17 protein-coding genes are annotated in these 15,885 nt (G+C 36.0%); 6 read left to right on the forward strand and 11 right to left on the reverse strand.

Features of this window, described 5'->3' with window-relative positions; all coding sequences use genetic code 11:
- The 3 genes from FFR48_RS17190 to FFR48_RS17200 form a co-directional block, all read right to left on the reverse strand.
- The coding region (locus FFR48_RS17190; protein WP_137668215.1) for a DNA cytosine methyltransferase at positions 1-551 on the reverse strand (551 nt) is incomplete at its 3' end.
- A 308-nt stretch (positions 552-859) separates the two neighbouring features.
- Positions 860-1,702 carry a hypothetical protein gene (locus FFR48_RS17195; RefSeq protein WP_137668216.1) on the reverse strand — a complete coding sequence of 281 codons (843 nt, stop codon included), beginning with the start codon at positions 1,700-1,702 and terminating at the stop codon, positions 860-862.
- Between the two features lie 2 nt (positions 1,703-1,704).
- Positions 1,705-2,844, reverse strand: a complete 1,140-nt coding sequence (locus tag FFR48_RS17200; RefSeq protein WP_137668217.1) for a type IV toxin-antitoxin system AbiEi family antitoxin — start codon at positions 2,842-2,844, stop codon at positions 1,705-1,707.
- Between the two features lie 91 nt (positions 2,845-2,935).
- Here FFR48_RS17200 and FFR48_RS17205 point away from each other — a divergent pair, with 91 nt between their 5' ends.
- Positions 2,936-3,415, forward strand: a complete 480-nt coding sequence (locus FFR48_RS17205; protein WP_236104095.1) for a hypothetical protein — start codon at positions 2,936-2,938, stop codon at positions 3,413-3,415.
- A 115-nt stretch (positions 3,416-3,530) separates the two neighbouring features.
- Here FFR48_RS17205 and FFR48_RS17210 read toward each other — a convergent pair whose 3' ends face one another.
- Positions 3,531-3,737: a hypothetical protein gene (locus FFR48_RS17210; protein WP_096572883.1), complete on the reverse strand. Its 207-nt coding sequence runs from the start codon at positions 3,735-3,737 to the stop codon at positions 3,531-3,533.
- Positions 3,738-3,947: 210 nt separating this feature from the next.
- Positions 3,948-5,324 carry a YcjF family protein gene (locus FFR48_RS17215; protein WP_096572884.1) on the reverse strand — a complete coding sequence of 459 codons (1,377 nt, stop codon included), beginning with the start codon at positions 5,322-5,324 and terminating at the stop codon, positions 3,948-3,950.
- Positions 5,325-5,534: 210 nt separating this feature from the next.
- Here FFR48_RS17215 and FFR48_RS17220 point away from each other — a divergent pair, with 210 nt between their 5' ends.
- Entirely contained in the window at positions 5,535-6,047 is a 513-nt protein-coding gene (locus FFR48_RS17220; RefSeq protein WP_096572299.1) for a DUF29 family protein, read from the forward strand.
- Positions 6,048-6,111: 64 nt separating this feature from the next.
- On the opposite strand, the gene lpxD is transcribed toward FFR48_RS17220, so the two are convergent.
- The 4 genes from lpxD to FFR48_RS17240 form a co-directional block, all read right to left on the reverse strand.
- Entirely contained in the window at positions 6,112-7,164 is a 1,053-nt protein-coding gene (gene lpxD / locus FFR48_RS17225) for a UDP-3-O-(3-hydroxymyristoyl)glucosamine N-acyltransferase (RefSeq protein ID WP_137668218.1), read from the reverse strand.
- A gap of 68 nt (positions 7,165-7,232) precedes the next feature.
- Positions 7,233-8,471 (reverse strand): BaiN/RdsA family NAD(P)/FAD-dependent oxidoreductase, encoded by a 1,239-nt coding sequence (locus tag FFR48_RS17230; protein ID WP_137668219.1) that lies wholly within the window; start codon positions 8,469-8,471, stop codon positions 7,233-7,235.
- 27 nt (positions 8,472-8,498) lie between these two features.
- Entirely contained in the window at positions 8,499-8,663 is a 165-nt protein-coding gene (gene rd / locus FFR48_RS17235) for a rubredoxin (protein ID WP_096572302.1), read from the reverse strand.
- Positions 8,664-9,003: 340 nt separating this feature from the next.
- On the reverse strand, positions 9,004-9,198 hold the full coding sequence (locus tag FFR48_RS17240; RefSeq protein WP_096572303.1) for a hypothetical protein: 195 nt from the start codon (positions 9,196-9,198) through the stop codon (positions 9,004-9,006).
- 365 nt (positions 9,199-9,563) lie between these two features.
- Between FFR48_RS17240 and FFR48_RS17245 the strand changes: the two genes are divergently transcribed.
- Positions 9,564-10,127: an SRPBCC family protein gene (locus FFR48_RS17245; RefSeq protein ID WP_096572304.1), complete on the forward strand. Its 564-nt coding sequence runs from the start codon at positions 9,564-9,566 to the stop codon at positions 10,125-10,127.
- A gap of 121 nt (positions 10,128-10,248) precedes the next feature.
- Here FFR48_RS17245 and FFR48_RS17250 read toward each other — a convergent pair whose 3' ends face one another.
- Both FFR48_RS17250 and clpB read right to left on the reverse strand, forming a co-directional pair.
- A complete protein-coding gene (locus FFR48_RS17250; protein WP_137668220.1) occupies positions 10,249-10,473 on the reverse strand; it encodes a Nif11-like leader peptide family natural product precursor in 225 nt (74 codons plus the stop codon).
- 212 nt (positions 10,474-10,685) lie between these two features.
- On the reverse strand, positions 10,686-13,304 hold the full coding sequence (gene clpB, locus FFR48_RS17255; protein WP_137668221.1) for an ATP-dependent chaperone ClpB: 2,619 nt from the start codon (positions 13,302-13,304) through the stop codon (positions 10,686-10,688).
- 608 nt (positions 13,305-13,912) lie between these two features.
- Here clpB and FFR48_RS17260 point away from each other — a divergent pair.
- From FFR48_RS17260 to FFR48_RS17270, 3 genes are all read left to right on the forward strand, one after another.
- A complete protein-coding gene (locus FFR48_RS17260; protein ID WP_137668222.1) occupies positions 13,913-14,173 on the forward strand; it encodes a TIGR02450 family Trp-rich protein in 261 nt (86 codons plus the stop codon).
- 581 nt (positions 14,174-14,754) lie between these two features.
- Positions 14,755-15,621 (forward strand): ferredoxin:protochlorophyllide reductase (ATP-dependent) iron-sulfur ATP-binding protein, encoded by an 867-nt coding sequence (gene bchL, locus FFR48_RS17265; RefSeq protein WP_096572308.1) that lies wholly within the window; start codon positions 14,755-14,757, stop codon positions 15,619-15,621.
- A 31-nt stretch (positions 15,622-15,652) separates the two neighbouring features.
- Positions 15,653-15,885, forward strand: a 233-nt coding sequence (locus tag FFR48_RS17270; RefSeq protein WP_162501911.1) for a DUF5331 domain-containing protein, incomplete at its 3' end; no start/stop codon positions are given.

The following is a 15,885-nucleotide window of genomic DNA, read 5'->3' on the forward strand; positions in this document are numbered from 1 at the left end:
TCTCTATCTTGAGGTACACCATATTCAATAGCATTAATTAAACGTTCTGTTAAAATATAACCAGATTGCTGTAATTTAATTTTCAAAGATTCATAAAATAAACGATGTTTTTTAGTTCTCCATAAACCCTTAACATTTTCAAACAAAAAGAAATCAGGTAAATTTTGACAAATCAACTCAATATAAGATTCCGATAATTTACCATTATCCCCCAAATGTCCTTTGTTTTTACCACCAATAGAAAAATCAGGACAAGGTGGACCACCAATAAAGCCAATTATATTATTTGATTTTCGGGAATCTTTGACTAATTCATTTAATTTTTGTGCCGCATTTCCTTGAGTTAATTTACTGACATCTGCTTCCTCACCCTCATGATATCCATATTCAGGAGATGGGAGTTTAAGAATTTCCCGTGAATAGCGATAAGCAGACATGAAAGGGGGGAATATTTCGTTAATGTATGCGATTTTATAACCTGTATTGTCAAATCCTAAATCGAGGAAACCTGAACCGGAGAAGAAGGAAAATATGGTAGGTTTAATTTTCATAATAAACAAGGATGGAAAATTTTACTAATGTTGTCATATTGAACTACATTGTAAATCAAATTTGATGTATATAATATAATAATCTGCCAAGAAATGAATTAAGAGTCTCATAGCTCAAGTCTACTAAAGTAGACTAAAGATTGATTTTCAGTCCACTTTAGTGGACTTTGGCTATTAGCCTACGATTTCAATTGTAGGCGGGTTAGTTGCAAAATGCAAAATTTAACTCTTTGCGTCTTTGCGCCTTTGCGTGAGATTTTCTTATAAATCAATTAATAACTTAAAAAAGTGTAACCTCCTATAATCAATCATTCAGAAAAATTAGTGAACCCATATTGCAATGCTTCAAAACGTTTCACTATTTTATCAAAATTTTCATCCCATTCTTGAACATCTGGAGTTTTAGGTACACATTCGGAAATATATTTATCTTGAAATTCTAGTATTGTACTAACAATTTCCTTGACTTTATTAAAAGTTTCAATTTTAAATTTACTTTGAATATTTCTACCTATAAAAATAATAGCCGCTTCATCTACTTCAAATCTTCCTTCTATAATTTCATCAATAAATTCATCATAAACTCGCTGTTCATCTTCTTCATTGGGAGACTTTAGCAGGACTGTAATAATATCTTTCAAATCTTTCTTTTCCTTTCTCTCATTCCAAGCAAGTAGTTTCAAAGCGATAAAAGCGTCAATATCAGCTACCCGAATTTCTACGTTGTCAATTACTATAATCTCTGTATTTGCAAAAGCTTCTTCTAAACCTAAAATACTCATTTGATTACCATCAGGCCAGTTAATTTCCTGCTTTGGTTTACTGATATTACCAAAAGGAATAACATCAACTTCTAGTCCAGTTTCAATATGAATAAACTTATGAGTGACGCTGGTTATCTTAAATAGAGGATTATTTCCAGTTGTCATTTTGGTTATTAACAGCTTATATTTATCCCAATTATCTAATTTTACTGCCACATCCCAATCTTTAGTTGCACGACCTTGAACTTTATATTGACTATCAAATATTAATATTCTTGCTTGAGCGCCTATCAATAACATAGGAACTTCTAAAGAATCAATGATAGATTTAAAATCAGTGAGGAATTTTTTAGTTTCTGAGTCAATTTGAGTATATAAGTTTTTCATCTTTATACCATTTCTGCAATTTCTTGTCTGACAATAATATATTTTTCATACAAACGTTTAGCTGTTTCTTTGAGTCTTGTATCTGGATTTAAAGACAATTCTGCATGAATAAGTAACGGATCTACTACAGGTTCAGATGAGTTATATTTAGGTTGATTTTTATTACCAAATTGCTTCAAAATGATAATATTCCCCTTGGGATCTGGTTTGAGACGCAACATGGTTGTGATCACACGATAATTGTATTCTTCAGGAATATGAATAGTCATGCTGATAGGTTTTAAATACCCTGTGAGTATTGCAGCACCTAATTCTCCTCCAATTATAATTTTTTCATCTTCTGCTATTGCTAATATTCGTTGTGATATGCTATGAAAATCTACATTTATATTTTCTCTAGGGGTAAATGTTCCTATCAAAAGTTCTGGACGTAAATTTTCTATATACCCCATTTCCCATCTTTCTAATAGCTTTGTGTAATTTTCAATCCGATATGTTCCACTGCGTTGACGCTGTAAATAATTCAGTTGATACAAAGTTTCGAGACTGCGTTTTACTGTTTTAGTATCAACTCCCGCAGCATTCGCTATCAGTTCTAAAAGACTGAGTTTAACAGTCGTAGAATCAACAACTGCAACGTTTACTATTTGTTCTAAATTATGATATTGTAAAATACTTGGATCTTGAAGTAAAGCATAAGCAACTTTTAGGGCGCTGGTAGTAATTTTAGGAGCAGATAGTAATTTTTTGCTCTGTTGTGAACTACTTCTAACTAAAATATATAAGGACGAATTATTAAGGTAAATATTACCTATCGTGTCAATAAATTCTATATTGTTTTCTAGTAATGACTCTACAACAGCATCAGAAAGTGTGTCTGTAATTAGCAATGTTCTCTTATCACTGCTCAGTTTTTGCTTCAGATGATTGATATAATTAATATTTGCATCAACTGTATCTAAAGTGATGGATGCTTTAATTTCAACTAAATATTTAACTTGGTTATGAGGCGTATATATTGTTAACAACCCATCCGCTAGAGTGTTTTCTAAAAAAGGTTCTATAGTTGTTGTTGTCTCTATCTGAGGTAGTTCTTCCAGCTTTTGTATACATTTTTGTAACCAAGGATGTTTAGGCTGCATAGTATGTTACAACTATAGATTAATTAAAATGTTTTATAATCTCAATTATAACAAACAGGTGTAAAAAATGTTTAAACTCCAAAGAATATTCATGACCTTGATATTAATCGCACTACAACTGATATACCCGATCGCTAATTTATTTACCCAGATCAAATATTTTTTCCAAAAACGTGCAGCATTGAAAAAACATCAAGAAATTATCACTTGGGTAAAGACTCAAAACCTCCCCTTAGACACCAGCGCAGATTTTAAATTACCTACTCGTTTACTTGGTATTACTCATAATGACTTAGTTCAAGTGCTGCATTCTGCTGATGATAAATACTATGTAGCAATCATAATTAATCATAGCTTAAATATCATAGGTACAACATACACAGCTAGAGGTTTATTTGTTTGTGATTCACCTTTAAACAACAAATACTTAACCAAAATTCCTGGTGTTTGTCACAGGATCAATATTTTAGGAGAATATCAAAAACCTTATCCAATCGCTTGGGCGTTTACTAATCTTGAGGTTGAACACAAATATAATGATTATTTATTTGCCGTTTATCGTCAGCTTTAACTAATTTAAGTAATTTGTGAATTGATAAATCAGGTATTTAGGAGAGTTTAACCAAAAAATATAATTACTTGATAGGTACAAAAAAATCATACCTATTAAGTATTATTTTCAATCATTAATTTGCTTTTTCAGCTAATGCTTCTAAATGAAAAGCAAGGTTATTGAGTGCAAATTGAATTTCCATACTGTAAGCTAAACTTTTCCATCTGGGGGTGGTTGCATGATCTAATGCTGTTGTGTCTAGGTATCTTGCAAAAACAACAAGTTTTTCTGAGTCTGTTTTTGCTGTAGCTAAATTATCCAAAAATTCTTGAGGTGTCATAAATTTACCAATAGTTTCAACATCTGAGAAAATCACAGACATTATCATAAACCCTACCACAAAATAAATCTGTTCAAAATCGCATGAAATTTGAGTGATTAAAAAATATTTTGACTTCTGACTTCTGACTGCTAAATTCTGACAATAAAACCCGCTTTTTATTTGGGAATAACTCCACTGCAAGCGGGTTTGTAATTTCTGTGTACAAAATTATCCCAATACTTCAACTGGTTTTGTTTCTGGTAATAACCGTTTCACACCTTGTTTAACAAATGCTTCCAAAACAGCAATTTTTTGATTTTGCTGGAATACATTTTGCAAAACTTGGCGTAATTTTTCCAGGTTTAAACCAGTTCCTGTTTCTAATGCTATTTCTTGCTGTTCAAAATATTCAACCAAACTTAAACCAGCAACTTTGGTTAAATAAGCAGCACTCACACCTTCAACTACTCCCCCTGCAACGAAGGTGACAGCATTAGTTTTGAGAATACCTGTTACTGCTCTAGTAGATAATTCTACTAATCCTAATTTCAACATTAAGCTTCCCATAGTGACCGCTACTTGTTGCGCCTGTTCTAAGGAAATTTTTTGTTGATAAATATTACCTAAATCCATTACCATTTGTGCATTAATAGCCGCAGTTGCTAATATATCCAAAGCGGGAATTGGGTTGGCAAAAGCAGCAGCAGCAGCTATCCACTGATTTTGTTCTATGATGGGTGTTGAGCGATCGCGTCTGATGCTATTTAAACAATTTTTCGCTTCCGCTTTGAGTAACAGCACTTTCCGCATTGTTGTTGTACAAACTAGCTGCTGTTTTTGTTGTGTTAAAACTTCAACTAATTTTTCTGTTAATTCTTGAATGTTTGGTGTTGGTTTTTCCATCCATTCTTGTACAGAACCATCAGCTTCATGTTTTCTCACTTTTACAGGTAAAGGTGAAGCGGAAGTTGCAACTACATTACCAGAAACTCTTTGTTTCAAGGATTGCAAAATTGTAGCGCGTTCATCTACTATATACTGATCTTGTTTATTAAAAACCAGCAATACTGATTGTTTTACAGCTTTTAATTGTTGCCAAACTTGAAATTCTGAATCTGTTAAATCTCCATTGGTAAGAAATAAAACAAAATCAGATTTTTGCAGTTCTGATAATGTAACCGCATCAGAATTTTCATTCATTCCTGTAAATAAAGGTGCTGTTTCTACAAAATGTAGAGAGTTTGTAGATAAAGTTTCTACATTTTTGAGAGTTTGAATAATTGTACTTTTACCTACAGACTTACCACCTGTAACAGCAATTTGAATTTCTCGTCTATCCAACTCTAAAAGTAATTGTTCCAGTTGTTCACGTAAAGTTGTTAAGCTGGCATGGTTGACTGCTTCTTGTGCGAGTTGGTTGATGATAGCTTGGGTTTTATTGACTGCATTTTCTACAGATGACCTATCTATAACCATATTATCTAGCTGTTCACCAATCTGGGGGCGATTTTTCTGCAACAACCACAAACCCCCACCAACGACTAAAGCACTCAACAGACCAAACTCTCCTACCTGTACTATTGAATCATGCCAGGTGTCTAACATCCACAGGGAAACGGACAAACCCAGTCCTCCCACTAATATTGGTTTATGTAACTTCACAATTCTGATTCTCCGCACTTTTGATGGTTGTATCTCCAGAATATATCAAAACCGGCTGATTCAAGTTAGACAAATGAACAAATTTAACTATAAAATACAATTAAGGATTGTCTGAATCAATATTCTCTTACTTATAGTTTGAGGTGAATACAGATGACACAGGAATTAATTGACCTCAGAAATAGCATTTTAGCAGGACGTTACACAGATGCTCTGGCAATTGTTGATGAATTAGAGGGAATGAGTAAAAAGGCTATTTTGCGGCAGATTAAATCCTTTTTAAAGATTCTGCTCATACATTTAATTAAGAATCAAATAGAACAGAAATTAACCAATTCTTGGGCTGCTTCTATTCGTAATGCTATCTTGGAAATTCAAGAGGTGAATTTGAAAGATAATCAAAAATCTCATTATATCAATGAAGATGAATGGCAAACTTATTTAGAAGATGAACTTACACCAGCAATAGCAGATGCTAGTTTAGAGGTTTTGCATGGTACTTTAAAACGAAAACAAATTTCCCAAATGTTAAATAAATCCCAATTAATATTAAATGCAACTGAGTTATTAGGAATGACATATAACTATACAAATAGAGAATTACCTGATGTTATAGATGATTATTTTGCTCAATTACCAGGGGGTGAAGATTGGCTTAATAGCTAGAATTATCCAAAGTAGTAAAATATTATCAATTCAAAACAGGCAAGATGCCTGTTCCACAAAAAAATTAATCTGACTTTTTCCCTAGTTGACGTTGCAATTGTTTGAAAGTTTGATATATCTCTGGAAGACGGCTATAAATAGCAGATACTTTCAGGTATAATTTGTGTGGTACTGCAGGAGTACCAGAGACGATTTCTCCTGGTGCAACATTGTTATGAATACCTGTTTGAGCAGAGGCGATCGCCCCATCTCCAATTGTTACTTGGTTTGCTATTCCGCTTTGTCCTGCTAAAATGACTCTGTTTCCTACTTTTACACCTCCGGCCATCCCCGCTTGTCCAGCAATAGCACAACCTGATCCAATTTGGCAACCGTGAGCAATTTGTACTAAGTTGTCAATTTTAGTATTTTTACCAATGCGGGTTTCACCAACTGCGGGACGATCAACTGCACTGTTACAACCTATTTCTACCCCATCTTCTAAAACTGTATAACCAGATTGTTCCATTTTTAACCAACCTGTGCGAGTGGGAACAAAACCAAAACCTTCTGCACCGATGACAGCACCGCTATGAATTACGCAGTCTGCACCGATTTGGGTACGTTCATGGATGGTACAGTTAGCGTGTAAGGTGGTGCGATCGCCAATTTTTACATCAGGATAAATCACGACGTTGGGGTGAATAATTACACCATTACCAATTTCTGCACCTGGAGAAATGACAACATGAGCGCCAATATAAACATTATTACCGATTTTGGCGGTGGGGTCAATAACGGCACTGGGATGAATTTCTGGGGTAGGTTGATAGGGTTGGTAAAAAAGAGCGATCGCTTGAGCAAATAATAACCGGGGTTCGGGAGTTGCTAACCAAGCAATACCCCTTTCTGTAGCTTGAGTGTGTAATTTTTCATCCAGAGGTAAAATTAAAGCACTGGCAACAGTAGAATTAACTAAAGATGCAAATTTTCCCCCTTCCACATAGGTGATAGTACCGCTTGTAGCTTCATCTATAGCTGCAACTCCGGTAATTTCTGGGTTGAGTTCTGGGTTCAGGGTGAGACTGTGAGCTTGAATATTGTCACTTAATTTACTAACAATTTCGCTGAATAACATGATTTAATTTTGAGCATCTGAGGTTTCTGACAATGATCATGCCTTAATCTGATCTTTTTTGGTGACAGTTAGGAATTACTCGTTTGAGTCATTGACTTTCCAGCTAAATATGCGGTTGTCCAAGCACTTTGGAAGTTAAAACCACCAGTTATACCATCAATATCCAATATTTCCCCAGCAAAGTATAAACCCGGAACTAGCTTACTTTCCATTGTTTTAAAGTTAACCTCCTTGATGTTGACACCCCCACAGGTGACAAATTCTTCTTTGAAAACTCCTTTACCATTAATTAAGTATTCTCCCTGAGATATTTCTTGAACTAACTGATTTAAGGTTTTGTTAGATATTTCTGCCCAACGGTCTTCAGTAGTAATACTTATACGGCTAATTAGATATTGCCACAGTCGATGGGGTAAGTCAACACCACGATGGAGGGCGATCGCTTTTTTGCCCCATTCCTGTTTTACCGCTAAAAGCCTTTGTCTCACTTCCTCTTGTGGCAAGTTGGGCAACCAATTAATGTATAATTTGCATTGATAGCGATTTTCATGCAGTATTCTTGCACCCCAAGCGGAAAGTTTCAGTACTGCAGGTCCACTGATACCCCAATGAGTGATTAACAAAGGTCCTGTTTGTTGTAAAGGTTTTTTATCTGCAATTGATAAACGCAGATTAACAGGATTAACGCTAATTCCTGCCAATGTTCGTAATTTTGGATCAGCAATGTTAAAAGTAAATAAAGAGGGAACAGGGGTTTCGATGTGATGACCTAACTCTCTAGCGATTTTATAACCTATTAAACTGCTACCAGTAGCTAAAATTATGCGATCGCAATATTTCGTTTCTCCCGACTTGAAAATAACTTCAAAACCCTCGTTTTTTCGGTTCACAGAAATTACAGGAGTACCAATACTCAGTTCTAGCCCAGCATTAAAAGCAGCTTTAATCAAACATTCTACAATAGTTTCCGAACGATCTGTAATGGGAAACATCCGCCCATCAGCTTCAGTTTTCAAATTTACACCATGAGCCGCAAACCAAGCTACGGTGTCAAGAGGTTGGAAACGAGTAAAAGCACCCCGCAAAGCTTTACCACCTCTGGGGTAATTTTGCACCAACTCTTCAGGAGTAAAACAAGCATGAGTAACGTTACAGCGTCCCCCACCAGAAATGAGAACTTTTGCCAGTGGTTTACGACTGGCTTCAATTAAAGTAACTTGGGCTTGGGGGTTAGCTTCAGCACAGGCGATCGCACCAAAAAAACCCGCCGCCCCACCACCAATAACTACAATTTGCAAGGGTGACAACTTTAAAAATCTTTCAATAATCTTACTTTACTCTTCAAAAAGTGTAAAATCCTCTTTTGCAGCACCGCAAACAGGACAAACCCAGTCTTCTGGGATATCTTCAAAAACTGTTCCTGGTTCTATACCACCATCAGGATCACCTACCTCTGGATCATAGATATAGCCGCAGACCGTACATATATATTTTTTCATGGTTGTGCGCCCTAATAACTAATTATTTCAGCTTTCCACTATTCCATAGTATTCCATATATAGGACTCCTATTTGATTTTTGAACAGAACTCCGTACATACTGCCTTCTTTCCTGTTCCCTGTTCCCTGTTCCCCACATCTACGAAAAATTCATGAATCAAATCGGATCACTATATTTATCACTATATTTATATTTTGATAAGCTGTTGTGCATTTAATTTGTATAAGTGGAACAGGCATCTTGCCTGTTAAACAAGAGTTCAGAATATTAGGATTATACAATTTAGCTGTGTAACAGCTTATCAATCTATATTTACTTGCTTATTGCTGAGGACGGATCTTAAAAACGCCATAATCTGCGTTGAAAATAACTGAAAATGCCTAACCCCAACGCCCCAAACAACAATAGCCAAATCACACCACCAGGAATAAAAGTGAGAATACCCAAGCCTCTGAGTATCCATAAGGCTATTCCCATACCAAGAAGGATACCCAAGATTTGAGTTAATTTGCGATTTAATGAAGATTGATTCACTGGATTTTTCTGGCAATTTCAGCAAAAGTTACATTTTCTATTAAAATTATATCACGTTTGCTTGTTGCAGGTTCATATCTCTTTGGGTAGGAAATAGAGAATGGGAAAGAGAGAAAAAATGATACTGTAAGTCATTTCTGCCAAACAGGTAGATTTAAATACAGGGTGCAAGAGTTTGTAGATAGAATCAACTTCCATCAAATTATATCCAGAAAATCAATAAAATGAACTGTAATTAAAAATGAGTAGGTTTAAATCCTGAAATTTCTTGGTTGAAACTTTCAAACTCTGGTTTTTTAGAAGATTTAAATGTTTGATTCAGTTTTTGGTTAATAAATATTGTTTGAGGGGTAGAGAAAAACACTATGTCTGTATCTGATATCTCATCAACTATTCAAGGTTCTAAAGGGTTAGATATGTTGTGGAGTCCAGACAAACAAAAGTCACTGATCCAAGGTGAAATTTTGCTACAAACGCGATCGCATACTCTCTGGGGTGGTGCTGTCACAGCTTGGATGTACTTACCCTTAGTTCGGTCCAACGTTTGGCAGCAGATTACAGATTATCCCCGTTGGGTGCAATATTTCCCTGACATCACCAAAAGCGAGATCATAACCAAGGGTGATGTCAAGCGCCTATATCAAACAGCACAGAAAGCATTTTTATTTTTCACTGCCCAAGTAGAAATTTATCTCAGCGTTGTTGAAGTCTTAGGACAGCAAATACAATTTCGCATGGAAAAAGGGACATTTGAAGATTTCCATGCCAACTTAGAACTTAAAGACATGGGAAATGGAACTTTGTTAGCCTATACAGTGCAAGCAACACCGAATATTCCCATCCCCTCAATTTTTATTCAACAAGCAATGAACTTGGAATTACCAGAAAATATGCGTAAAATGCGACAAGTGCTGATTTTAAGTCAATAACAGTAATGTCTACAGGCAAAAGCTATTTTGGAATTCTGGTTGTTGGGGACTGGTGACTAGGGACTGGGGCAGAAACTGGGGAGCAGAGGAAATTATTTGTATTTTCCCAATCACCAATCACCTATTTACGACTTACTGTTACAGGTTCAGTTGCAAACCAAAAGTCCTGTAATTCTTCTTCGGTAAAAATATAGCCAAAAGTAGCAGCGAAATTAACTATTTTTTTTGTATCCCAGTGAGAATTATCAAAAACTCCGGGTTGACGGCAATTTTTATAATACAGATCATAAACACCGGGATCTGAACTTAACATTTCATAAAAACTTTCAACTTGTTCTAAAGACACAGATCACACTCCTAGTTTATGGTTTATTTTGATGATTTATAACTCAAAACCCCAACTTTTTAAAAAGTCGGGGATATTATTCCTAGCCTTTAAAAGTTTTTAAAAACTAGGTTTTTCAATTTTTCTCCACAGTTAAATTATAGCCGTACACAGAGTAGTTAGGACATCAATTAATCATAAAACTCTGATTAAAAAAGGGTTTTACTCCTGACTTAATTACTAAACACTTCCACTGGTAAACGACTAAAAGCTAGACGTTCATTTTGCACATCAACAAAAATTGTATCACCGTCATTAAATTCACCCCGCAAAATAGCTTTAGCAATTTGGGTTTCTAACTCTCTTTGAATGGCACGTTTTAATGGTCTCGCACCAAATACAGGATCATAACCAACTTCTGCTAAAAAGTCTAGTGCAGATGCAGCAAGTCGCAGGGACATTTTTTTATGAGTTAATCTTTGTCTGAGTCTATCTACTTGTAGTTGCACAATTTCTCGCAGTTCTGATTTTTGTAAACCGTGGAAGATGATAATTTCATCAATGCGGTTCAAGAACTCAGGACGGAAACTATTCCGCATTGTTTCCATCACTCGATGACGCATTTCATCATACCTTGAATCATCCCCAGCAACATCCAGAATATATTGAGAACCGATGTTACTAGTCATGATGATAATGGTATTCTTGAAGTCTACCGTTCTTCCTTGGGAGTCAGTGACACGACCATCATCTAAAATTTGCAGGAAAATGTTAAATACATCCGGGTGCGCTTTTTCAATTTCGTCGAATAAAATTACTGCGTAAGGACGACGACGAATAGCTTCTGTTAATTGTCCACCTTCTTCATAACCAACATAACCTGGAGGCGCACCAATTAACCGAGAAACTGCGTGTTTCTCCATGTATTCTGACATATCAATTCTGACTAAAGCTTCTTCTGTGTCAAACATATAAGCAGCTAAAGCTTTAGCTAATTCTGTTTTACCAACTCCCGTAGGTCCAAGGAAAATAAAACTAGCAATGGGGCGGTTAGGATCAGCAAGTCCAGCGCGAGAACGTTGAATGGCATCAGCTACCGCAGTCACAGCTTCACTTTGTCCCACTACTCGCTGATGTAGTTCATCTTCTAAATGCAGTAATTTTTCTTTTTCTGATTCCACTAATTTACTAATAGGAATGCCTGTCCATTTAGAAATGATTTCAGCAATGTCCGCTTCGGTGACTTCTTCCCGTAATAGAGATTTTCCTGTTCCTTGGGCGTTAGCAAGTTCCCTTTCTACGGTTTCTAATTGTCGATGTAATTCTGTGAGTTTACCATATTTCAACTCAGCAGCGCGGTTAAGATCATAGTTTCTTTCTGCTTGTTGAATTTCTAAGTTAACTCGATCAATTTCTTCTTTGATAGATTGAATTTTGGTGATAATATCTTTTTCAGATTGCCATTGGGCGCTGAGTGCGCGTTGTTCTTCTTTAAAGTCGGCAAGTTCTTTTTCTAGTCTTTCCAAACGTTCGCGGGAAGCTAAATCACTTTCTTTTTGTAAGGACAGTTTCTCCATTTCTAATTGGAGAATTTTCCGATCAATTTCGTCTAGCTCTTCTGGTTTGGATGTAATTTCCATTTTCAGTCTAGCAGCAGCTTCATCTACCAAGTCAATAGCTTTATCTGGCAGGAAGCGATCGCTAATATATCTACTCGATAAAGTCGCAGCAGCAACTAAAGAACTATCGGAAATTTTTACCCCGTGATGCACTTCATACCGTTCCTTTAAACCCCGCAAAATAGAAATCGTATCTTGTACATCTGGTTGGTCTACATAAACTTGTTGGAAACGTCTTTCTAAAGCAGCATCTTTTTCTATATATTTACGATATTCATCTAAAGTTGTCGCCCCAATACAACGCAGTTCACCCCGTGCTAACATGGGTTTTAATAAGTTACCTGCATCCATCGCCCCTTGGGTTGCACCTGCACCGACAACGGTATGAATTTCATCTATAAATAATACAATATTTCCACCAGATTCGGTAACTTCTTTTAATACGGCTTTGAGTCTTTCTTCAAATTCTCCTCTAAATTTTGCACCAGCAATTAACGCTCCCATATCTAAAGCAATTAATTTTCTATCTTTCAAAGATTGGGGAACGTCACCCGCAACTATTCGCTGTGCTAAACCTTCCGCAATGGCGGTTTTTCCAACTCCAGGTTCACCAATTAATACAGGGTTGTTTTTGGTTCTGCGGGACAGAATTTGAATGGTTCTTCTAATTTCATCATCCCGACCAATTACCGGATCTAATTTTCCTTGACGTGCTGCTTCTGTTAAGTCACGTCCGTATTTTTCTAAAGATTGATATTTTCCTTCTGGACTTTGATCTGTCACTTTCTGACTCCCACGAATTTGTTTAATAGTATTCTTTAATTTGCCTTCGTCTAAACCAATTTCTTGCAGTAGACTTTTACCAAATCTGTCATCTTTAGCATATCCTAATAATATATGTTCAACGGAAATATATTCATCTTTAAATTCTTGGCGATATTTTTCAGATCTGTCTAATAATGTATCTAAACTTTTACCCAAATATACAGATGTGCTACTTCCTGATACTTTGGGTTGACGGGAAATAAATTGTTCTGTGTAATCTCTGATTTTTGGGATGTTTGCACCGGCTTTCGTGACAATAGCGTTAGCAAGTCCATCCTGCTCCAGCAGTGCTTTCATTAAATGTTCGCTTTCTAGTTGCTGTTGTTGGTACTGTTTAGCTATTTCGGGAGTTTGCGCGATCGCTTCCCAGGCTTTTTCTGTAAATTGGTTCGGATTAGTCGGTTGCATAGTTTTTTTGATATTTGACTTTCATATCGTCATTGTAAAAATACCCTAGCCTTTTTCTGGATCGGTCTTCCCATCCTCATTATGTAGTATTATCCCAAGTTATCAGTTATTTAGTTTAAGCCGATCATGAGTAATTGATAATTAATTATTTACTGTCACCTGTCACCTGTCACCTGTCACCTGTCAACTGTCACCTCAACAATATATAAGTTTTTTAAATCTCTGATCTAGAAAAAAAGTGTGCGATGTGGTTTATTGAGAATTAGCCCCATTTATTCTCAATAATCTTGAGAATCACTATCAATTATCAACGAGTTTCCGTCGTTTCAGGATTGATATTGACACACAAGATTTTTGTGGTATGATATATGTACAATCCAAGGGTAAATTATAAGTATAAGTTAAAAAATAAGTAAAACCTTGGTGAAAGTTTTTCTTTTTTGTCTAATTTTGCTTAATGCTTTTTGTTGCACGCAGATGCGCAGAGTCGCAGAGAAAAGAGTCTATAAACATGATGTTTGGGTGTTCGAGAAATTATATTAATTTTTACCAATCACCAATCACCAATCACCAATCACCAATCACCAATCACCAATCACCAATCACCAATGCCCAAAAAACAAAAGTTTCCTCATTTACTGGGTTCTAAGTGGACAGCACAGCAAAAAGTTGATGGTTGGCGACATTTTCAAGTTGTTAACCGTAAAAATCAGGGTAAGTGGGTCTATGCGGAAATGGTAGCTGCTTGTGACCCTAATGTGCGTTTTTGGATCAATGCCAAATTATTACAGGATAACTCTCAATGGCACGCCGGCTGGCAATCTTTACAGGAAATTAATGATCTGGAAAAAATTAATAACATTACATGATCATACATAAAATTTAACTATTTCATGATTTGATTAACTTTTCTCAGATATTTGAATATTTAATATTAATTAACAACAATGATCGCAGATACTCAGAGATCAAAGATAGATGCAGATTACTTTTGTGTTCCTCCAGTCCCAAAAACCCTAAATTTATATCCTCTCTCAAATCTCAAGTCTATTCTCCTGGTATGCACTGACGATAGTTATGCTCATCAGCAATAACATCTTATTTGCTGCTTAATAAACTTGGGCAATGATTGAATAATTCTATGGAAACCATTAATAAAATACTATTTTAGCTAATTTGTCTTTTGTAACTATTTTTATATAAAAAATTTAAAAATATCAATAAATCAATTTTTTAAGATTTTTTAGAGATTTTAGAGTTTATTTTAGCCTTAATTATCAAAATATCTTTGTAATAAATCAATTATCTTTGATTTGATGATTTTTAGACCCTTTGCTTTTCTAGGAATTTGCACAATAATGGCACTCACAGACCTCACACATCTCCATAACTGGTTGAGTGCTGGGTAAAGGTACAAGCTAAGAAAAGAAACTATTAGAGGTAAAGAAAAATGAAATTAGCAGTGTATGGAAAAGGCGGTATCGGTAAATCTACAACCAGCTGTAATATATCCGTAGCCCTAGCTAAACGGGGTAAAAAAGTGCTGCAAATTGGTTGTGACCCTAAACACGACAGTACCTTTACCCTGACCGGGTTTTTGATTCCTACTATCATCGACACCCTACAAGAGAAAGACTATCACTACGAAGATGTTTGGCCAGAGGATGTGATCTATAAAGGTTATGGTGGAGTTGATTGTGTCGAAGCTGGAGGACCCCCAGCCGGTGCGGGGTGTGGTGGTTATGTGGTAGGTGAAACAGTCAAACTCTTAAAAGAACTTAACGCTTTTGATGAATATGACGTAATTTTATTTGACGTTCTCGGTGATGTGGTTTGTGGTGGTTTTGCAGCACCTTTGAACTATGCCGACTACTGTATGATCGTTACAGACAACGGTTTTGATGCCTTATTTGCTGCTAACCGCATCGCTGCTTCCGTCCGTGAAAAAGCCAGAACTCACCCCCTGAGACTAGCGGGGTTAATCGGTAATCGTACTGCTAAACGTGACTTAATTGAAAAATACGTAGAAGCCGTACCAATGCCAGTTTTAGAAGTATTGCCTTTAATAGAAGATATCCGTGTTTCCCGCGTTAAAGGAAAAACGCTGTTTGAGATGGCTGAGTCAGATCCTTCCCTGAGATACGTTTGCGACTATTATTTAAGTATAGCTGATCAGATATTAGCGCGTCCTGAAGGTGTCGTTCCGAACGATGCCCCTGATCGTGAACTTTTTTCACTTTTGTCAGATTTTTATTTAAATCCGAGTAAACCACAGGTAACAAATCCGGAAGAGGAATTAGACTTGATGATTGTATAAAACAATTTACCTCTTCAGGATGGGGGAGATTATGGCCTTCTTTGATAGTTTTACGGATTCAATCAAACAAAAGTGGTTACAGTTCTTTCAAGTCAACCGTGACTGGATTACCTTGCAAATGGCAGTGGAATCGGTTTATACCCCCGATGGCGGGAAGCGTCCTTCCTCTTACCTCATTCTGGGAGTAGTAAATGCCCTAGAACCTAAATTAGCCCAGTTGATGTTTCCTTTTGCCAAATTAAATCCTGATGCTGATACTCTAAT

The sequence above is a fragment of the Sphaerospermopsis reniformis genome (genome assembly GCF_005402885.1).
Taxonomy (GTDB): Bacteria; Cyanobacteriota; Cyanobacteriia; order Cyanobacteriales; family Nostocaceae; genus Sphaerospermopsis; species Sphaerospermopsis kisseleviana.